The sequence below is a fragment of the Nocardia sp. NBC_01503 genome, assembly GCF_036327755.1.
Classification (GTDB): domain Bacteria; phylum Actinomycetota; class Actinomycetes; order Mycobacteriales; family Mycobacteriaceae; genus Nocardia.
In genome coordinates this window covers 2,497,875-2,517,388 of record NZ_CP109596.1, presented here as the reverse complement: position 1 = coordinate 2,517,388, position 19,514 = coordinate 2,497,875, and the positions used below count along the sequence as shown (strand labels likewise).

General features: G+C 66.9%; 20 protein-coding genes and 1 tRNA gene. 10 read left to right on the top strand and 11 right to left on the bottom strand.

All coding sequences use genetic code 11. From position 1 onward, the window contains the following. Positions 1-25 precede the first annotated feature (25 nt). The 5 genes from OHB26_RS11320 to OHB26_RS11300 all read left to right on the top strand — a co-directional run bounded on the left by OHB26_RS11320 (position 26) and on the right by OHB26_RS11300 (position 3,783). Complete coding sequence (locus OHB26_RS11320; protein ID WP_218021599.1) at positions 26-133, top strand: DLW-39 family protein; 108 nt, start codon at positions 26-28, stop codon at positions 131-133. An 8-nt stretch (positions 134-141) separates the two neighbouring features. After that, positions 142-214, top strand: a tRNA-Ala gene (locus OHB26_RS11315). Between the two features lie 75 nt (positions 215-289). Then, entirely contained in the window at positions 290-1,315 is a 1,026-nt protein-coding gene (locus OHB26_RS11310) for an adenylate/guanylate cyclase domain-containing protein (RefSeq protein WP_330184135.1), read from the top strand. Positions 1,316-1,951: 636 nt separating this feature from the next. Beyond that, positions 1,952-2,944: an ATP-binding cassette domain-containing protein gene (locus OHB26_RS11305; protein WP_330184134.1), complete on the top strand. Its 993-nt coding sequence runs from the start codon at positions 1,952-1,954 to the stop codon at positions 2,942-2,944. Next, complete coding sequence (locus OHB26_RS11300; RefSeq protein WP_442942912.1) at positions 2,941-3,783, top strand: ABC transporter permease; 843 nt, start codon at positions 2,941-2,943, stop codon at positions 3,781-3,783. The genes OHB26_RS11305 and OHB26_RS11300 overlap by 4 nt, the downstream gene beginning before the upstream one ends. A gap of 29 nt (positions 3,784-3,812) precedes the next feature. Here OHB26_RS11300 and OHB26_RS11295 read toward each other — a convergent pair whose 3' ends face one another. The 3 genes from OHB26_RS11295 to OHB26_RS11285 all read right to left on the bottom strand — a co-directional run bounded on the left by OHB26_RS11295 (position 3,813) and on the right by OHB26_RS11285 (position 6,213). Beyond that, complete coding sequence (locus OHB26_RS11295) at positions 3,813-3,953, bottom strand: hypothetical protein (RefSeq protein WP_330184133.1); 141 nt, start codon at positions 3,951-3,953, stop codon at positions 3,813-3,815. A 117-nt stretch (positions 3,954-4,070) separates the two neighbouring features. Next, positions 4,071-5,909, bottom strand: coding sequence for a glutamine--fructose-6-phosphate transaminase (isomerizing) (glmS, locus tag OHB26_RS11290; RefSeq protein WP_330184132.1), 1,839 nt, complete (start codon positions 5,907-5,909; stop codon positions 4,071-4,073). 34 nt (positions 5,910-5,943) lie between these two features. Beyond that, positions 5,944-6,213 carry a hypothetical protein gene (locus OHB26_RS11285; protein ID WP_330184131.1) on the bottom strand — a complete coding sequence of 90 codons (270 nt, stop codon included), beginning with the start codon at positions 6,211-6,213 and terminating at the stop codon, positions 5,944-5,946. A 252-nt stretch (positions 6,214-6,465) separates the two neighbouring features. Here OHB26_RS11285 and OHB26_RS11280 point away from each other — a divergent pair, with 252 nt between their 5' ends. Both OHB26_RS11280 and OHB26_RS11275 read left to right on the top strand, forming a co-directional pair. Further along, positions 6,466-6,993 (top strand): peptidylprolyl isomerase, encoded by a 528-nt coding sequence (locus tag OHB26_RS11280; RefSeq protein ID WP_330184130.1) that lies wholly within the window; start codon positions 6,466-6,468, stop codon positions 6,991-6,993. A gap of 28 nt (positions 6,994-7,021) precedes the next feature. Further along, a complete protein-coding gene (locus OHB26_RS11275; protein WP_330184129.1) occupies positions 7,022-7,891 on the top strand; it encodes a rhomboid family intramembrane serine protease in 870 nt (289 codons plus the stop codon). Between the two features lie 11 nt (positions 7,892-7,902). Here OHB26_RS11275 and OHB26_RS11270 read toward each other — a convergent pair whose 3' ends face one another. Beyond that, positions 7,903-8,340, bottom strand: coding sequence for a PH domain-containing protein (locus tag OHB26_RS11270; protein ID WP_330184128.1), 438 nt, complete (start codon positions 8,338-8,340; stop codon positions 7,903-7,905). A gap of 73 nt (positions 8,341-8,413) precedes the next feature. Beyond that, on the bottom strand, positions 8,414-8,680 hold the full coding sequence (gene crgA / locus OHB26_RS11265) for a cell division protein CrgA (protein WP_330184127.1): 267 nt from the start codon (positions 8,678-8,680) through the stop codon (positions 8,414-8,416). A 245-nt stretch (positions 8,681-8,925) separates the two neighbouring features. On the opposite strand from crgA, the gene OHB26_RS11260 reads away from it, so the two are divergent. The 3 genes from OHB26_RS11260 to OHB26_RS11250 are packed head-to-tail and all read left to right on the top strand — an operon-like array spanning position 8,926 to position 10,710. After that, entirely contained in the window at positions 8,926-9,564 is a 639-nt protein-coding gene (locus OHB26_RS11260) for an aminodeoxychorismate/anthranilate synthase component II (RefSeq protein WP_330184126.1), read from the top strand. Further along, positions 9,561-10,259 carry a RibD family protein gene (locus tag OHB26_RS11255; protein WP_330184125.1) on the top strand — a complete coding sequence of 233 codons (699 nt, stop codon included), beginning with the start codon at positions 9,561-9,563 and terminating at the stop codon, positions 10,257-10,259. The genes OHB26_RS11260 and OHB26_RS11255 overlap by 4 nt, the downstream gene beginning before the upstream one ends. After that, complete coding sequence (locus tag OHB26_RS11250) at positions 10,249-10,710, top strand: dCMP deaminase (protein ID WP_330184124.1); 462 nt, start codon at positions 10,249-10,251, stop codon at positions 10,708-10,710. The genes OHB26_RS11255 and OHB26_RS11250 overlap by 11 nt, the downstream gene beginning before the upstream one ends. Before the next feature lie 282 nt (positions 10,711-10,992). Here the strand turns inward: OHB26_RS11250 and pknB are convergent, their stop codons facing one another. The 6 genes from pknB to OHB26_RS11220 are packed head-to-tail and all read right to left on the bottom strand — an operon-like array spanning position 10,993 to position 19,368. Further along, a complete protein-coding gene (gene pknB, locus OHB26_RS11245) occupies positions 10,993-12,903 on the bottom strand; it encodes a Stk1 family PASTA domain-containing Ser/Thr kinase (protein WP_330184123.1) in 1,911 nt (636 codons plus the stop codon). Continuing rightward, complete coding sequence (locus OHB26_RS11240) at positions 12,900-14,468, bottom strand: protein kinase domain-containing protein (RefSeq protein ID WP_330184122.1); 1,569 nt, start codon at positions 14,466-14,468, stop codon at positions 12,900-12,902. Before OHB26_RS11240 ends, pknB begins: the two co-directional genes overlap by 4 nt. 34 nt (positions 14,469-14,502) lie before the next feature. Next, the gene (locus OHB26_RS11235) at positions 14,503-15,990 is read right to left on the bottom strand and encodes a peptidoglycan D,D-transpeptidase FtsI family protein (RefSeq protein WP_330184121.1); all 1,488 of its coding nucleotides are present in this window, start codon (positions 15,988-15,990) and stop codon (positions 14,503-14,505) included. Next, entirely contained in the window at positions 15,987-17,456 is a 1,470-nt protein-coding gene (locus tag OHB26_RS11230) for an FtsW/RodA/SpoVE family cell cycle protein (protein ID WP_330184120.1), read from the bottom strand. Before OHB26_RS11230 ends, OHB26_RS11235 begins: the two co-directional genes overlap by 4 nt. Then, on the bottom strand, positions 17,456-18,904 hold the full coding sequence (locus OHB26_RS11225; protein WP_330184119.1) for a PP2C family protein-serine/threonine phosphatase: 1,449 nt from the start codon (positions 18,902-18,904) through the stop codon (positions 17,456-17,458). Before OHB26_RS11225 ends, OHB26_RS11230 begins: the two co-directional genes overlap by 1 nt. Then, positions 18,901-19,368, bottom strand: a complete 468-nt coding sequence (locus OHB26_RS11220; RefSeq protein WP_309230329.1) for an FHA domain-containing protein FhaB/FipA — start codon at positions 19,366-19,368, stop codon at positions 18,901-18,903. The genes OHB26_RS11225 and OHB26_RS11220 overlap by 4 nt, the downstream gene beginning before the upstream one ends. Positions 19,369-19,514: the final 146 nt, after the last annotated feature.

Sequence of the window (19,514 nt, the reverse complement as noted above, 5' to 3'; positions counted from 1 at the left end):
CGAACATCACAGTAGGGTGGGATTCATGAAATTTCTCCTCACGATCGGCGTCATCGCCGCGGTGGTCTTCGGAATCAGCAAGCTGCGTCAGCGAAATGACGCGGACCTCTGGCATGAGGTCACCACTCGCTGATCCGGCTCGGGGCCTTAGCTCAATTGGCAGAGCACTGCCTTTGCAAGGCAGGGGTTAGGGGTTCGATTCCCCTAGGCTCCACAACTTTTTCCGCTGTGCGTCGTGACACATGACAGCGCCACAATTCCGAATGCCTTCGCCCCGTAAGGTGACGGCATGGCTTCCCCGGAGATCTCCAAACTGGTCCAATCGGTGGTGGAGCCGTACCTGCTGAACGGGCCGCGTAAATACAATCGCCGCGAGGTCGCCAAGCGCACGGGAGTGCCGTCGTCGCTGACCCGCCGACTGTGGGTTTCCCTCGGTTTTCCGGCCGATCCCGATGACGATGCCGTCGAATACACCGATGCCGATGTCGAGGCCGCCAAGGCGTTCAGTCGTTTGAATGTGCTGGCGTCGGCCGATACTCACCGGCAGACCACCGCGGCGCGGACGCTGGGCCGTTCCATGGCGCGATTGGCCGAGTGGCAGGTGGATCTGGTCACCGAGGAGATTCTGGCCCGGATCGCCGCGCGCACCGACGAGGATCCCGCCGCCGATCGCGAGCAGGTGGCGCGGGCCGTCACCGCCGAGGTGGTCGAGGAGTTCGAAGCCTTGCAGCGCTACGCATTCCGCAGGCACCTCGATGCCGCGATCTCACGCTCGCTCGACAATGGCGCGGTCGCCGGGGACACCATGCGGGTGCTGTCGGTCGGCTTCGCCGATATGGTCGGCTACACCCGCCTGACCCGCCACCTCGATCCCGAGGAGCTCTCCGCACTGCTGGAGGCCTTCGAAACCGCCACCAGCAACGCGATTACCGCGCACGGCGGCTGGGTGATCAAGAATGTCGGCGACGAAGTCATGTTCGCCGCCGATACCGCCGACCAAGGCGCACGCATCGCCCTGGCCATCCAGGAGGCCGCCACGGCCTCGCACGGCGTCACCCAGGAGCTCCGGGTGGGTCTGGCCTACGGCGACGTCCTACAGCGCTTCGGCGACCTCTACGGCTCGGTGGTGAACGTGGCCGCCCGCCTCACCGGCGTCGCCCGCCCGGGCACCGTCCTGATCGACGACGGCGCGGCCCAAGCCATAAGGGGCAACCCGCAATTCGATCTTCGCGACCTGCGCACGGTCCGCGTCCGAGGCATCAACCGCCTGCACGGACACGTCCTGCGCCGCAATGAAATCCGCCCCTTGGTCTGAATCTTCACCCGTCGACCCAACGCGACAACCGATCTGGTTCCGTTCGGGGTAATCCCGGGGTGCGGGCTGACTGAGCCACTTCGAAACCGCAGGCGGCCAACGCAACTGCTCGAGCACCCCGGTTTTGCTGAAGGTCGCGGGGAGGCGGGACCGGGTGCGGACATAGGGGCGGGCCTCGGCGAAGGGGGGGAGTTAGCCGAGGCCCGCGTAGGTCGGCCCGGGGGGGAGGGGCCGACGGGAACGATCCTACGCGACACCGGCTGTTTGCGTGTAAATCGGGGCACCGCGTTCAAAGATTTTTTCACGCGGAACCTGTCGTACCCCCGTGCGAACATACGTTCGTGCCCGGGATCACCGTGTCGGCGAATTGGATTCGAGTAGCGCACTACTCGCGTTCCGCACCCGCGTGCGGGCGGATTATCGAGGTGGCCGCATCCCGTCCCGGCAATCCGAGCACCGCCGGACCCCCACGGGATGCGGCCTTCGCCGTTCCCGGCCCGACCGGGCCACCGTGGAAATGCGTGGATACAAATGCCCCGCCGGGGCATACTCAGACCCGTATGTCCGATTTGTTCAGCAGCATCTGTGCAGTTCAGAGCCCCTGCGGCTGCCGCATCGCGAGACATCAGGAGAATCATGCCCGACGCAATAGTCGCCGAGGGTCTGGTCAAGAAGTACGGCAAACTGGTCGCTCTTGACGGACTCGATCTCTCGGTGCCCGAGGGCACCGTCACCGCCCTGCTCGGCCCGAACGGCGCGGGCAAGACCACCACCGTCCGAGTCTTCACCACCCTGCTCATCCCGGATTCGGGTCGCGCCACCGTCGCGGGGGTGGATGTACTGAAGGATCCGCAGCTGCTGCGCGCCCGCATCGGCGCCTCCGGTCAGTACGCCGCCGTCGACGAATACCTCACGGGTTTCGAGAATCTCGAGATGGTGGGCCGCCTCTATCACATGGGCACCCAGCGCAGTAAGGACCGCGCGCGCGAGCTACTGGAGCGTTTCCGCCTCGCCGATGCCGCCGATCGTCCGGTCAAGGGCTACTCCGGCGGTATGCGCCGCCGACTCGATCTGGCGGGCGCGCTGGTCGCGAATCCGCCGGTGCTGTTCCTGGACGAACCCACCACCGGCCTGGATCCCCGTGCGCGCCAGGATCTCTGGGATGTCATCGAGGAGTTGGTCGCGGGCGGCACCACGCTGCTGCTGACCACCCAGTACATGGAGGAGGCGGACCGGCTGGCCGACTCCATCGCCGTCATCGATCACGGCAATGTGATCGCCGAGGGCACCGCGGATCAGCTGAAAGCCCTTGTGGGCGGCGACCGTATCGAATTGGTCGTGGACCATGTGGACAGTCTGGCGGTGGCGCAGCGCGCACTGGAAGGCTTGGCGCGGGGGGAGATTCGGCTCGAACCGAGTCTGCGCCGCATCATCGTGCCGGTGAGCGACGGTTCGCAGGCGCTGGTGGATGCCATCGGGCAGCTCGCCAAACATGAAGTGGTGATTCACGATGTCGGTCTGCGGCGGCCCTCGCTCGACGATGTCTTCCTGTCGCTGACCGGTCACGAGGCCGACGAATTGATCAACGGCGCGAAGTCCGCCGAGCCGTCCACGGGAGGCAACCGATGACCGCCGCACTACTCACCGCCGAAAAGCCTTCGCTCACAGCGCGTCTGGCCATGGTGTTCACCGACAGCGTCACCATTACCAAGCGCAATGTCATCAAGATTCGGCGCGTGCCCGATGTGCTGATCTTCTCGACGCTGTCGCCGATCATGTTCGTCCTGCTGTTCGCCTATGTCTTCGGTTCGGCGATTCAGTTGCAGGGCACCTCATATCGCGAATTCCTGATCGCGGGCATCTTCGCGCAGACCGTGGTGTTCGGTGCGACCTTCACCGGTTTGAGCCTGGCCGAGGATATGCAGAAGGGGATCATCGACCGGTTCCGGTCACTACCCATGGCGCCGTCGGCGGTGCTCATCGGCCGCACGCTCGCCGATGTGTGCATCAATGTGGTGAGCCTGGTGGTGATGTCGCTGACCGGTCTGGCGGTGGGCTGGCGGATTCGCGGATCATTCCTGGACGCGGTCTTCGCCTATGTGCTGTTGCTGCTCTTCGCATACGCCGTCTCGTGGATCATGGCGGTGGTCGGGCTGCTGGTGCGGGCGCCGGAGGTCTACAACAACGCCAGCTTCATGGTGATCTTCCCGCTCACCTTCATCGCCAATACCTTCGTGCCGACTGCGACGCTGCCCACGGTGCTGCGGGTGATCGCGGAGTGGAATCCGGTATCGGCGGTGACGCAGGCCAGTCGCAATCTGTTCGGCAATACCAGTCCGATGGGGCCGAGCGCCGATGTATGGCCGATGCGGCATCCCGAGGTGACCACATTGCTGTGGGTCGTGGTGATTCTGGCGATTTTCGTGCCGTTGGCGCTGGCGCAGTACAAGCGGTCGGTGAGCCGCTAGCCCTAGCCCGAAATGCGCGAATTACCCACTCAGTGGGTGGATTCCGCGATCGCGGTGGGGGTGGAGCCGTTGCGCGAATAACCCAGGCGCGGCGGCTCCGCGGCCGGGGCCGGGGGTTGGGGTCGTCGGCTCACGAAGAATGCGACGGCACCGCCCGCGATCGCGAGCACTGCCGCAACGATGATCCGATTCCGAAAACGCCCCATGCCCATCCGACCACTTTGGCACAGCAAAGCGTTTCGCGCACCAAAAGGTGCGCGGGGTAGCGGTCGGATGGACGGCGAAAGCTACTCGACGGTAACGCTCTTTGCGAGGTTTCTCGGCTTATCCACATCCCGATCCAGGGCAATGGCCATGTGGTAGGCCAGCAGTTGCAGCGGAATGGTGAGGATGATCGGGTCGAGTTCGGTCGCGACGGCCGGGACCCGGATCACCGCATCGGCCAGGCCGTCCGGCAGATCGGTATTGGTGATGGCGATGACCGGACCGCCACGGGCCTTGATCTGCTCGATGGTGCTGATGTTCTTGGCGAGCAGTTCATCGCCCGGGATCAGGACCACACTGGGCATCTCGGGGTCGATCAGGGCCAGCGGGCCATGCTTGAGTTCGGAGCCCTGGTACGCCTCGGCGTGGATGTAGGAGATCTCCTTGAGCTTCTGCGCGCCCTCGCGCGCCACCGGCCAGCCCCGTACCCGGCCGACGAAGAACATGCTGCGCGCCTTGGCGAAGCGTTCGGCGATCTCGGCGATCTCCTTGTCCTGTTCCAGCACCGCCTCGATGGCATCGGGGAGTGCGCGCAGACCGGAGACGATGCGTTCGCCGCCCGCCGCGGAGAGGTCGCGGACCCGGCCGAGCAGCAGGGCCAGCATGGCGAAGGAGACGGTCATATTGGTGAGCGCCTTGGTGGAGGCGACCGATACCTCGGGTCCGGCGTGCAGGAATATGCCCGCACCGCATTCGCGGGCGATGGCGCTGCCGACCGCGTTCACCGCGCCGATGACCCGGCCGCCCTTGCGCTGCAATTCCTGAACGGCCGCAAGAGTATCCAGGGTTTCGCCGGATTGGCTGATGGCGATGTACAGCGCGTCCGGATCGACCACGGGATTGCGGTAGCGGAACTCCGAGGCGGGTTCGGCGGTGGCGGGGATGCGGGCGAGCTCCTCCACCAGTTGGGCACCGAGCTGGCCCGCGTAATAGGCGGAGCCGCAACCCAGGAACACCACCTTGCGAATACCGCGCAGTTCGCGCGCGTCCATATTCAGACCGCCGAGAATGGCGGTGGCGAAGCGTTCGTCGAGCCGGCCACGCAGTGCGCGACGGACCGCGTCGGGCTGCTCGGCCATCTCCTTGCGCATGAAGTCCGGGTAGCCGCCGAGTGCGTAGTCCTCGGCCGCCATATCGATGGTGGTGGGCGTCTTATCGGTGCGGCTGGCATCCAATCCGAGTGTGCTGGTGCGGAATTCGTCCGCGCGCACGGTGGCCAGTTCGCCGTCGTCGAGGAAGACCACGCGCTGGGTGTGGTGCACCAGCGCGGCCACATCGGAGGCGACGAACATCTCACCGTCGCCGACACCGAGCACGATGGGGCTGCCATTGCGGGCGACCACCAGTTCGTCGGGGCGGCGCGCGTCCAGGACCAGCAGACCGAAAGTGCCTTCGACGTGGCGCAGGGCCGAGCGCACGGCGTCTTCCAGGGTTTCGGCGCCGTCCAGGGCGGCGGCGATGAGGTGCGCGATGGCCTCGGTATCGGTGTCGGAGAGGAATTCGACGCCGTCGGCGGTGAGCGCGGCGCGCAGTTGTTCGGCGTTCTCGACGATTCCGTTGTGCACCACGGCGATTCGCCCGGATCCATCGGTGTGCGGATGCGCGTTGGCATCACTGGGTTCACCGTGGGTGGCCCAGCGGGTGTGCGCGATGCCGACGGTGCCGCGCAGTCGGGTGCCCTCGGCGTCCACGCGATTGCGCAGATCCTGTACGCGCCCCTGGGTTTTGGTGATGCGCAGTCGACCGCGATGCGGTACGGCGAGTCCGGCGGAGTCGTAGCCCCGGTATTCGAGCCGGTGCAGCCCCTCCAGCAGGACCGGTACCGATTCGCGGTGCCCGATGTATCCGACGATTCCACACATTGCGCGAAGGTCTCCTCTACGTAAGGCGGTGCCTCTAGCCGTACACGATGCGGCGCAGTTGCCGTTCGGTGAATGCGGGGGCGGCCACGCGGCGCTCGGCCAGTTCGGTCGCGATGCGCTGCCAGATCTCGGCATTGCGCACCTGCCGCCGCTGTAGTTCGGCGTGCCTGCGGCGCACGAACTCCTCGGCGGACTCGTCGAAGTAGCCGACCACATCGGCGACCACCCGGGCCGCGATGGCGGTGGGCAGACCGGTGGAAGCCGCCACATGGCGCACCAGATCGGCCGGAACCCCGTCAGTCACGGACCGAGCCTGCCCTATCGAGACGCTTTCGCCAACATTTGTGCCCGAATTCGGGCAGGCTGTCCGCCTCTCTGAGACTTTAAGCCTGACTTGGGTGCCACGACCGTCGCGTCGGCCGCCGGATCCGAAGTGGCCGAGTTGGCCCGTACCCGGCGAGTTACCCCTGGCGGTACGAGATCAGTTGTCGCCTCCGCGACGACTATCTCCTGCCGCTGCGGAGTCGCTGCGGCGGTACCACTTAGGCTGAAGCCCGTGACCTCACCGAATCAGACTGCTGTTGCGACGCTGCACACCAATCATGGCGACATCAAGGTCGCGCTCTTCGGTAACCACGCCCCCGCGACGGTGCGGAACTTCCTCGGCCTGGCCGACGGCACCGCGCCGTACAAGACCAAGAACGCCTCCGGCACCAGCGAAGGCCCGTTCTACGACGGCTCGGTCTTCCACCGGATCATCGACGGTTTCATGATCCAGGGCGGCGATCCGACCGGGACCGGCCGCGGCGGGCCGGGCTACGAGTTCAAGGACGAGTTCCATCCGGAGCTGCGCTTCGACCGCGGCTACCTGCTGGCCATGGCGAATGCCGGTCCGGCGACCAATGGTTCGCAGTTCTTCATCACCGTTGGCCCGCAGTCGCATCTGAACCGCAAGCACACCATCTTCGGTGAAGTGGTGGACCCGGAGTCGCGCAAGGTGGTCGACCTGATCGCCGATGTCGCGACCGACCGCAATGACCGTCCCAAGGACGATGTCGTGATCGAGAAGATCACCATCGCCTGACTCAGGCCGACCCCGAAGAGAATTCGCCATGAACCCGCAGCAACCCGCTCAGAGTTGTTACCGCCACCCCGATCGGCCCACCGGTCTCGGGTGCAGTCGCTGCGGGCGCCCGGCCTGCCCGGAGTGCCTGACCCCGGCCGCGGTCGGCCAGCACTGTGTGGAGTGTGTGCAACAGGGCCGCGCCGATGTGCGGCCGGTGCGCAATCAGGCGGGCGCGGTGGCGGGCAAGCGCCCGGAGCCGTATGTCACCTGGACGCTCATCGCCGCGAATGTGATCGTCTTCGCGATCACCGCCATCCAGGCGCACAGCCTGATGGACAACAAGTTCTCCCGGTTGTTCCTGGACTGGATGCTGGTGCCCGCACTGGTCGGGCACGGCGAGTGGATCCGGGTGCTGGGCTCCGGGTTCCTGCATATCGGCCCGATTCACCTGCTGGCCAATATGTTCGCGCTGTATGTGCTCGGCCCCTACTGTGAGCTGGCGCTGGGGCGGGCGCGGTTCATCAGCGTGTACCTGGTGTCGCTGCTGGGCGGTTCGGCCGCGGTGACCGTGTTCTCCGATCCGGGGACTGCCTCGGCGGGCGCGTCCGGCGCGATCTTCGGCATCTTCGGCGCGGTGGCGGTGGTGATGCTGCGGACGCGGCAGAACCTGACACAGATTCTGGTGCTGCTGGTGATCAACCTGATCATCACCTTCGCGGTGCCGGGTATCTCGATCTGGGCGCATCTGGGCGGCCTGCTGACCGGTACGGCGGCCACCGCCGGAATCCTGTACCTGCCGCGCTGGCTGCGGGCCAGCACACCCGCGATGGCCATGCGGATCGGCTGGATCGCGGTGGCGGCGGTCGGCGTGATCGCGATCCTGGTGACCGCGCTGGGTGCGCCGAGCCTGACTTGAGTCGCTCGAGCCTACTGATTGACGAGGTAGGCGCGCAGCGTGTCCAGGACGTTCTCCGGGCGGGTGCCCAGATCCCAGCGTCCGAAGATGATGAGCCGTTCCTCACCGTCGTGCCGCACATCCATCTCCAGCATGGGCATGCGCCGGCCGAGGCGGCGGTAGTTCACGATGCGGGCGCGCAGCACCTGCTCCGGCGTGTAGTAGTGCGGTCCGGCGATACCGCGCACCACGATCTTGGGCTCCGGTCCGGGCTCCACGGCCAGGCGCGGGCGCTGCCGCACTCCCATGAAGGCCAGGAACAGCAGGCCGGCCGCGGCCAGGCCGATCAGCAGGCGGCCCGGGGCATCATCGGTGACGAAGGCGGCGACGGTCATGACGACCCCGCCGATACCGCAGACGGCCAGTGCGGCCGGGGGTGTGGACCAGGAGAGTTGGGGCTCAGCGGTCACTTTCCCCACTCTCTCCTCGAGTTGTCCACAAGCTCATCCACAGGTGTGTATGAATAACAATCGTGTAAGGCGGTCATCGCCAGCGCATGGTCATGATCAGGCCGACGACCATGAGGCCGAACCCGATCAGGAAGTTCCATGCGCCCAGATCGCTCATCCACGTGATGTGATCGGCTGCCAGGTAATACACGAGCAGCCACACCAGACCGGCGAGCATGAAGCCCAGCATGATGGAGACGTACCAGACCGGTGACGGACCGGCCGACTTCACCTTCACAGGCGTGCGGCTGGCCGGGTTGATCGTGTAGTCGGTCTTCTTCCGGACCTTCGACTTGGGCATGACGTCCTCAGTTTCGGCGTGCAGTCTTGATGTAGGTTATCCCAGCTCAATTGTGGCGCTGGAACGTGACGACTGATTTCGCGACTTGGGGGTAACTCGCCGGGTACGTCCAAATCGGTTCGGCACCTTGCCGCCAGTACGCGTGCGCGAGTGTCAACGGCACTTTGCCGTGCGCCAAAGGTTCGGGGAGGCGGAACGGCGGTATTGCATGCGACGTGAGCGGGCGCGCCCACTACGCTCAGATCATGCGTGTTCTGGTGGTCGACAACTACGACAGCTTCGTGTTCAACCTGGTCCAGTATCTCGGACAGCTCGGTGTGGACGCGACCGTCTGGCGTAACGACGACCCGCAACTGGCGGATGTGGACGCCGTCGTACAGGACTTCGACGGAATTCTGATCAGCCCCGGCCCGGGCACGCCGGAGCGCGCGGGCGTCAGCATCGAGTTGGTGAAGGCCGCCGCCCGGCACGAGAAGCCGCTCCTGGGAGTGTGCCTGGGGCATCAGGCCATCGGCGTCGCCTTCGGCGCCACCGTGACCCGTGCCCCCGAGCTACTGCACGGCAAGACCAGCGAGGTCTTCCATATCGGCGCGGGCGTACTGGCCGGACTCCCGGATCCGTTCACCGCCACCCGCTATCACTCGCTGACCGTGCTCGAGGAGACCATGCCGCCCGAGCTGGAGGTGCTGGGCCGCACCGAATCCGGCATCGTCATGGCGCTGCGGCATCGCACCCTGCCGATCCACGGTGTGCAGTTCCACCCCGAATCCGTCCTCACTCAGGGCGGACATCGGATGCTCGCGAATTGGCTGGGCGTGGTCGGGCAGCGCCCGCCGGAGGGCCTGGTCGAGACGCTCGAGGCGGAGGTCGCGGCCCTGGTATGACAGTTGGTCGGGGTCGGCCGCATGTGCTGCTGTCGGTGGCGGTGAGCATCGACGGCTATATCGACGATGCGGGACCCGATCGGCTGCTGCTGTCCAATGCCGCCGATTTCGATCGGGTGGACGCGTTGCGCGCGGAGTCCGATGCGATTCTGATCGGCGCGGGAACACTGCGCACGGACAATCCGCGACTGCTGGTCAACAGCGCCGACCGGCGGGTGCGGCGGGTGGCGGACGGGAAACCGGAGTATCCGCTGCGGGTAATCGTCACGGCCACCGGCGATCTCGATCCCGAACAGCGGCTGTGGCACTGCGGTGGCGAAAGAGTCGTCTACACAACCGATTCCGGAGCCGAACGGATCGGACGCCGATTGGACTGCCGCGCCGAGGTGGTATCCCTCGGTGTCACAGTCGATTTCGCCGCGCTGCTGGACGATCTCGGGCGGCGCGGCGTCGAACGGCTCATGGTGGAGGGCGGTGGCGCCGTCCACACCGCGTTCCTGGCCGCCGATCTGGCCGACGAGATCAGCATGGCCGTCGCACCCCTGATGGTCGGTGATCCGGCCGCCCCGCGTTTTCTGGGCCCCGCCGATTTCCCGGGCGGCCCGAATCACCGCATGCGGCTGGCCGAGGTCGGCCGTATCGGTGATATCGCGCTACTGCGCTATCTGCCGAAGGAGGATTCGAGTGTCGGATGAAGCACGGTCGGATCGCGGCTGGATGCGGCACGCCATCGGACTGGCCCGGCTGTGCCCGCCCAGCGAGACCGCCTTCTCGGTGGGCGCGGTCATCGTCGGCGCGGACGGTGTGGAGATCATCCACGGCTGGTCCCGCGAGACCGATGCGAAGGTGCACGCGGAGGAGTCCGCGCTGAACAAACTCGAGCCCGATGACGATCGACTCGCCGCGGCCACCATCTACAGCACCCTGGAGCCGTGCGCCCAGCGCGCCAGCCAGGATCGCGCGCCCTGTACCGATCGCATTCTGGCGGCGGGCATTCGGCGCGTGGTCATCGCCTGGCGCGAGCCGGGGACGTTTGTGGATAACTGCCAGGGTGTGGAGAAACTCCGTGAACACGGCGTCGAGGTGGTCGAACTCGCCGATCTGGCGGAAGAGGCCATGTCCATGAACCGGCATCTACACCTGTAGCCCGGCCCAGCCCCCGCCCTGAAGCCGTGGCCCGCTTCCGGACTGAGCGGAGCGGGGGCACAAGTGGGTTACGAGGGCGCGACCCGCCGACGTGAAGCGGAGGCAGATCGTACGTCGTCTCGCGGACCCCTTCCCCACCTCGGCCCTGAAGTCGCGGCCCGCCCCGCTTCTGGACTGAGTGGAGCGGAGGGAGCGAAGCGGAGGAGCGGAGGGAGGGAAGAAGCGGGGTCACCAGGGCCGCGACCCGCCGGAGCGAAGCGGAGGCCAAAAATACAGCAGATATTACGGCGGGCCGAGTGAGAGCACTCCGGTCGTGATGGTCACCGTCTGATTCTTGGCGATCGAGGATCCGGCGGTCGGCTGCTGGGCGATGACCCGTCCGACGCTGCTGGCATCCAGGGTGCTCTGCTGGTTCTGGGTGATCTGCCCGTTCCAGCCGCGCTGGCGCAGGATATCCACGGCCTGTGCGGGGGTGAGCCCGATCAGGCTCGGCATCTGGATATTGTCGCCGGTGGAGACCTGCACGATGACCGTGGAGCCCTTGTCCGCCATGGTGCCCGCGGCCGGATTGGTGCCGATCACGGTGCCCTTGGGCAGGTTGTTGGGCACCTCCTGGACGCTCACCTTGAAGCCGGCGCTGTCGGCCAGATTGGGTTGCGCCACCTCGATTTGCTGACCGATCACATCGGGCACGCGGACCTTCTCCGGTCCGGAGCCGAGGGTGACGGTGACCTGTCCGCCGGCGTCGATCTTCTGAGCCTCGCCGGGGCTCTGGCTGGTGACCTTGTCCTTCTCGTCAATGCTCGACGCTTCCCGGCGTACATCCGGATTCATTTGCAGCCCTACGGAATTCAGCTGCTGTTCGGCCTGCGACTGGGTCAGCCCGGCCAGGCGCGGCACCGAGACCTGTGAGGGTCCGGTGGAGACCTGCAGGGTGACGGTGCTGCCCTTGTCGATACGGGAGCCGCCGAGCGGCTGGGTGGCGATCACATTGCCCTGGGCGATCTTGCTGTCCGGTTTCTCCTGGACGGCGACGCTGAAGCCGAGCCTCTCCAGATCCCGCTGCGCGAGTTGGGAATTGTGATTCGACAGCTCGGGTACGGCGATCTGATCGGCATGGCTGCCCGGGCCGAGCAGCAGCCAGAACATGATGCCGCCGACCGCGATGATCGCCGCCACGACGGCGGCGACGAGTGCGCCCCGGCGGCCACCGCCGCCTGCGGGTTCGACGAGCTCCTGTTCGGTGGTGTCGTCGCGGCGCTCCACCGTGCGGTATGAGCGCGGCGGCGGCAGCTCGTCGTCGAGGAAGCTGTTGCGGTCCTCGTCGTTCATGACCATGGGGGCGGTGGGCTTCTGCCCGCCCAGCACCCGGATCAGGTCGGCGCGCATCTCGGCGGCGGTCTGATACCGGTTGGCCGGGTTCTTGCTCATGGCCTTGAGGACGACGGAGTCGAGTTCGCGCGGTACGCCCGGATGCACATGCGAGGGCAGCCGGGGATCCTCGCGCACATGCTGATAGGCGACCGCGACCGGCGAGTCACCGGTGAAAGGTGGTTCGCCGGTGAGGATCTCGTAGAGCACACAGCCGACCGAGTACACATCCGAGCGCGCGTCGACCTGTTCGCCGCGGGCCTGCTCGGGGGAGAGGTACTGGGCGGTGCCGATGACCGCCGCGGTCTGCGTCATGGGGTTGGAGCTGTCGGCCAGCGCGCGTGCGATGCCGAAGTCCATCACCTTCACCGCGCCCGCGCGGTTGATCATGATGTTGGCGGGCTTCATATCCCGGTGCACGATGCCGTTGCGGTGCGAGAAGTCCAGCGCCGCACAGACATCCGCGATGATCTCCATGGCGCGGCGCGGGGCCATCGGGCCCTTGCCGCGCACGATATCGCGCAGGGTGTCGCCGTCGACGTACTCCATCACGATGTACGGCAGTGGGCCGCCGTCGATCTCGGCCTCACCGGTGTCGTAGACCGCGACGATGGCGGGATGGTTCAGTGCCGCCGCGTTCTGCGCCTCGCGCTTGAAGCGCAGATAGAACGTGGGGTCGCGGGCGAGATCCGCACGCAGCACCTTGATCGCCACATCGCGCCCGAGTCGAAGATCGCGTGCCTTGTGCACCTCCGACATACCGCCGAAGCCGATGATCTCACCCAGCTCATAGCGGGAGGAGAGATTCTTCGGGGTCGTCATGAGGGTCCTTGGGGGAGGGCTGGATCACTGCTGTTCGGCGAGCCGTAGTAGCCCCGGGCGCCACCGGGAACCGCTGGCCATGATGGTAGGTCCCAGGGCGGCCGGGCGTCGCGACTGGTGGTGGTCGGCGCGGCCGTGGTCTTGGGGACCGTGGTCTTGGACGGTGTGGTGGTCGCGGGCGGTGTGGTGGTGGGCGGCACGGTGGTGGTGACCGGCGGGGTGGTGGTGACCGGCGCCTCGGTGGTCGGATCGTAGGTCGGCGGCGGCGGAACCGGCTTCTCCCGAGTGGTGGTCGGCGGCACCGTGGTGGTGGTGGTCTGCGGCGGTGGCGGCGCGATCACGGCACTGGTTCTGGTGGTCGGCGTCGACTCCGGTGAGGAGCTGTTGAGCAGGATGAAAGCGGCGGCGGCACCGAGGATCAGCGCGCCGACACCGAGTCCGGCCATGGCCTTCTGGCTGTTGGTGAAGCGGCCGCCGCCGTCTTCACCGTGCACGCCGACCTGGGTGGGTCCGACGGTGTGCGGTCCGGCCTGGGTGTGCGAACCCGACATCATGACCGTGGCGCCGGTCATCGGAGGTTGCTGGGGCTGCCGCATCGATTGCGGCGGAGTCGGATAGCGGGTGGTCGCCTGATCGCCGCGCGCGCCCGGAATCATCATGGTCGGGCCGGGCGGCAGCACTCTGGTCGCGCCGCCGGGGATGGCGGGATTACCGCCGCCGGGGGTGTGGGCTCTGCGCCCGGAGCGCACCGCGGCCACCGCATCGGCGAATTCGCCGCCGGTGGCGAAGCGCTGGGTCGGATCCTTGGCCATGGTGATCTCGATGAGTTCACGCACATTCGGCGGCAGGTCCGCGGGCAGTGGCGGCGGCGCCTCGCGCACATGCTTCATGGCGACGGTCAACGCGCCGTCACCGGTGAAGGGGCGTTCGCCCGCGAGCGCCTCGTAGCCGACCACGCCGAGCGCGTAGACGTCCGAGGCGGAGGTGGCGTCCTCACCGGTGGCCTGTTCGGGCGCGATGTACTGGGCGGTGCCCATCACCATGCCGGTCTTGGTGACCGGGGAGGCGTCCACCGCCTTGGCGATTCCGAAGTCGGTGATCTTCACCTGACCGGTCGGGGTGACGAGGATATTGCCGGGCTTCACATCCCGGTGCACCACGCCCGCCGCGTGCGCCACCTGAAGCGCTCGACCGGTCTGCTCCAGCATGTCCAGACCCTGGTGCACCGAGAGCCGTCCGAGCCGGTTCAGCACCGCGTTCAACGGTTCGCCCTGCACGAGTTCCATGACCAGATAGGCGGTTTCGCCGCCGGAGGGGTCCATGGTCTCGCCGTAGTCGTAGATTCCGGCGATGCCCGGATGATTGAGCTGCGCGGTGGTGCGGGCCTCGGTGCGGAAGCGGTGCCGGAAGGTGGGGTCGGCGGAGAACTCCGCCTTGAGCACCTTCACCGCGACCCGGCGATCGAGCCGGGTGTCGAGAGCTTCCCAGACCTGGCCCATGCCACCGGTGGCGATCAGCCGATGCAGCCGGTAGCGGTCCGCGATCATCGCACCGTTGTTCAGCATTTCCGACCCTGTCTACCTTGCCCTGTCATGTCGTTCAGCCCCCCAGCCCGGCATCGAGCACCGCGCGCGCGACCGGCGCTGCCACCGAACCGCCGGTGGCGGCCAGGGCGCGATCGCCACCGTTCTCGACGATCACCGCGATGGCGATCTTCGGATTCTGCGCGGGCGCGAAGGCGATGTACCAGGCATGCGGAGGCGTGTTCCGCGGATCGTTGCCGTGTTCGGCGGTGCCCGTCTTGGACGCGATCTGGTAGCCCCGCTGCTGAGTGCCTCCCTGGGTGTTCTTCTCCGACTCGATCATCAGATTGGTCAGCTGGGTGGCCACCGGTGCGCTGATCGCCTGCCCGACCGACATCGGTTTGACGGTCTCCAGGGTGCTCAGATCCGGCGCCTGCAACTGATCCACCAGATGCGGTTGCATGCGGACGCCGCCATTGGCGACGGTGGCCGCGATGACCGCGTTGTCGAGCGGAGTCAGCGCCACATCGCGCTGTCCGATGCTGCTCTGGCCGAGTGCGGGAGCGTCGGGGATGGTGCCGACGGTGCTGTCCGCCCACGGAATCGGAATATTGGGATGGGTGCCGATACCGAACGCGGCCGCCTCGTCCTTGAGCTTCGCGGCCCCCACCTTGATACCGAGGTCAACGAAAGCGGTGTTACAGGAGAACCGGAACGCGTCGGTCAGCGATGCGGTGGGCGCGTCACCCGGACCGCAGTGGCTGCCGTTGTAGTTCTCCAAGGTGGTGCTGGTGTCCGGCAAGGTGATTCGCGGCTGCGCGGTCAGTTGATCCTCCGGCTTGGCGATGCCGTTGGAGAGCGCCGCGGCGGTCACGATCACCTTGAAGGTGGAGCCCGGCGGATACGTCTGCGACACAGCGCGATTCAGCATGGGCTGACGCGGATCGCCCTGAAGTGTCTGCCACGCCTGCGAGGCGGCCGCACCGTCATGTCCGGAGAGCAGATTCGGATCGTAGGACGGTGTGGACACCATGGTGAGGATGCGCCCGGTGCTCGGCTCGATCGCCACCACCGAACCGGTGTACCCCTTGGCGGTCAGCTGCTCATACGCGACCTTCTGCATAGCCGGGTTGATCGTGGTGATCACATTGCCGCCGCGCGGATCCCGGCCCGAAACCATATCGATGAAGCGCCGCCCGAACAGCTGATTGTCCGAACCGTTCAGCACCGAGTCCTCGGCGTGCTCGAGCCCGGTGCTGCCGTACTGCATGGAGTAGAAACCGGTCGTCGGCGCGTACGCCAGCGGATCGGTCGGATAGGTGCGCAGGTATTTGTAGCGGTCGTCGGTGGAGACCGAACTCGCGAGCACGGTGCCCTGTGCGGAGATCTGGCCGCGCTGGCGGGCGTACTCGTCCAGCAGCACCCGGCCGTTGCGCGGATCGTTGCGCAGACTGTCCGCCTTGCCGATGGGACCGAACTGCACCTGGATGTAGGTGGCGTTGATCAGCAGCGCGACGATCATCAGCATGACCGCCATCGCCACCCGGCGCAGGGGTGTGTTCACGCGGTACCACCCTTCGGTCGCCGTACCAGTTCGGTGGGCGCGTCCGCGATCGGCTCCGGGGCCCGCTTGCGGACCGGGGCCGGGGCGCGCGCCGCATCGGACACCTTGATCAAGAGTGCCAGCAGTGCGTAGTTGGCGAGCAGGGAGGAGCCGCCGTAGGAGACGAACGGCGTGGTCAGACCGGTCAGCGGAATCAGTTTGGTGACACCGCCGACCACCACGAACAGCTGGATGGCGATGGTGAACGCCAGACCGGCGGCCAGCAGCTTGCCGAAGCTGTCCCGCACCGCGATGGCGGTGCGCAGTCCGCGGATCACGAAGACGCAGAACAGCATCAGTACCGCGGCCAGGCCGATCAGGCCCAGTTCCTCGCCGATGGCGGAGATGATGAAGTCGGTCTTGGCGAACGGCACCTGCGACGGGCGTCCGCTGCCCAGTCCGGTCCCGGCCAGGCCGCCGGTGGCGAGCCCGAACAGCGACTGCGAGATCTGATAGCCGGTGTTGTTGTAATCCGCGAACGGGTGCAGCCAGGTCTCCACGCGCACCCGCACATGCCCGAAGGCGTTGTAGGCGAAGACGAATCCGATGGCCAGCAGCACCGTGCCGACCGCCACCCAGCCGACCCGCTCGGTGGCGATGTAGAGCATGCACAGCACCGTGCAGAAGATGAGCAGCGAGGTGCCGAGATCCTTCTCGAGCACCAGCACGCCGACGCAGACGATCCAGACCACGAGCATCGGACCCATATCGCGGGCACGCGGCAGCTCCATGCCGAAGACATGCTTTCCGGCGGCGGTGAACAGGTCACGCTTGGCGACCAGTACACCCGCGAAGAAGATGATCAGCAGGATCTTGGCGAACTCACCGGGCTGAACGCTGAAGCCCGGCAGCCGAATCCAGATCTTGGCGCCGTTCACCTGTGAGAACCGGTCCGGCAGGATCGCCGGAATGGCGAGCAGCACCAGGCCGATCAGTCCGAGCGTGTAGGCGTAGCGGGCCAGCGTGCGGTAGTCGCGCAGCAGGATCAGAAGCCCCGTGAAAACCACCATCCCCAACCCCGTCCACAGCACCTGCTGGTTCGCGTCGGGGGAGGGGATGGGCTGTGAGGCGAAGAGTGCGTCCTGCTTCTCGGCCAGGTCGAGTCGATGGATCAGCACCAGCCCGAGCCCGTTCAGCAGGGCCACGATCGGTAGTAGGAGGGGGTCCGCGAAGGCCGCGAACCGGCGTACCGCCAGGTGCGCGACACCGAACAGTGCCAGATACGCGGCACCGAGCTTGGCGATCTCCCAGGTGATCGCCTGTTCCTGACTGGCCTCCACCAGCACCAGCGACACCGTTGTGACCACCGCCGCGAGCCCGAGCAGCAGCAGTTCCACATTCCGCCGGGTGGATGGCGGAGGCGCGGGAGCGAATCCGCCCGGTGGACTGGGAAAGGCCCCAGCGGACGGTGGTGCCGGTGCGGACATCAGTCCGCCACCCTGCAGTTCTGCCCCGGCGTCTGCGGCGCGGTCGTGGTGGTGGGCGCCGCGGGCGTGCTCGGCGCGGTGGTGACGGGTGCGGCGGGCGTGGTGGTGGTGCCCGGTGCGTTCGGATCGACCGGCGGAGCGCTCGACGGCGGGGTGGCCGGCGGCGTCGACGGCGGCTGCGGCTTCTCGCACGGCGGCAGCAGATCATTGCGGGTCAGGCTCTGCAGCTGCTTGACCGCGTCATCGCTGGAGCCCGGCGGCAGGCCCTTGTCGACCGAATCGCGCCCGGTCGGCTTGAGGTCCACCAGTCGCAGCTCGCGGCATCCGGACGGGAAATCCGAACCGGGGGCGGCCAATTGCAGATCACCGCCGCGGGTGACGCAGGCGATCTGATCGACATCGCGAATCGAGTAACCCAGCACCGAACCCGGCAGACCACGCAGTACGACCACCCGGTCGTGCTCCGCGCCCACGTAGTAGTTGCTGCGAATCATGTTGTAGCCCACGGTGAGCCCCGCGCCGATGGCGACCAGCAGCGCGAGCGACAGTGCGATCCAGCGCAACTTGTGACTCTTGCGCGGCGGCTCCGGCTCGGGCTGCTGGACGGCTCTGCGCGGTGCGGCGCGCGGGGGACGCATGGCGGCGGCCCGTCCGGCGGCGGTATTCGGCGGGGGCGTGTCCTCGTCCTCGCCGGAGGCCGCACCGGCCACGATGGGATGGCTCTGTCCGTAGTCGAGGTCGATGACATCGGCGACCACGACGGTCACATTGTCGGGACCGCCACTGCGCAGCGCCAATTCGATGAGCCGGTCCGCGGCTTCGTCCGTCGAACCCTCACGCATGGTGTTGGCGATGGTCTCATCGCTCACCACATCGGAGAGGCCGTCGGAGCAGAGCAGGTACCGATCCCCGGCCCGAGCCTCACGCACCACCAGGGTGGGATCGATCTCGTTACCGGTCAGCGCCCGCATGATGAGCGAGCGCTGCGGATGGGTGTGTGCCTGCTCCGGCGTGATCCGGCCCTCGTCCACCAGCGACTGCACGAAGGTGTCGTCGCGGGTGATCTGGGTGAGCTCGCCATTGCGGAGCATGTAGGCGCGGGAGTCGCCGATATGGGCGAGGCCGAGTTTGCGGCCCGCGAACAGGATGGCGGTGAGCGTGGTGCCCATGCCGTCGAGTTCGGGTTCCTCCTCGACCTGATCGGCGATGGCGGCATTGCCCTCGTGCACCGCGCGATCGAGTTTGCCGAGCAGATCATCGCCCGGTTCGTCGTCGTCGAGATGCGCGAGTGCGGCGATCATCAATTGGGAGGCGACTTCACCGGCGGCGTGGCCGCCCATGCCGTCCGCGAGCGCGAGTAGACGCGCGCCCGCGTAGACGGAGTCCTCGTTGTTGGCTCGTACGAGACCGCGGTCGCTACGGGCGGCGTAGCGGAGAACAAGAGTCACGATCGCAGCTCGATCACTGTCTTACCGACACGGACGGGGGTGCCGAGTGGAACTCGCACCGGGGTGGTGACCTTCGACCGGTCGAGGTAGGTCCCATTGGTGGAACCGAGATCCTCGACGTACCAGTCCTCCCCGCGCGGCGACAGGCGCGCATGCCGGGTGGAGGCGTAGTCGTCGGTGAGGACCAGCGTGGAGTCGTCCGCGCGCCCGATCAGCACCGGCTGTGAGCCGAGTGAGATGCGGGTGCCGGCGAGTGAACCCTGAGTCACCACGAGATATTTGGCGCCCTTCTGGCCTCGGCGCAAGGAGGGGAGCACCGCGGAGCCGCCTTGGGCCCGCGGCGGCACCCGGATGCCGGAGGCCGCGTAGATATCGCTGCGCAGGGTCCGGAGCACCGCCCACACGAACAGCCACAACAGCAGCAGGAACCCCGCACGGGTCAGTTGCAGGATCAATCCCTGCACGGTGCTCCACCTCCTGTTCGACCGTGTCGTAGGTACGGGCTGTCAGTACGGAGAAAGCTCCGCGACCCCCAACCGGTGCGCCTGGTCGGCGCGGCCCGTCGAGCCGCGAGTATTGGCAGCATCATAGGGCCGTTGACCGGTTGCGA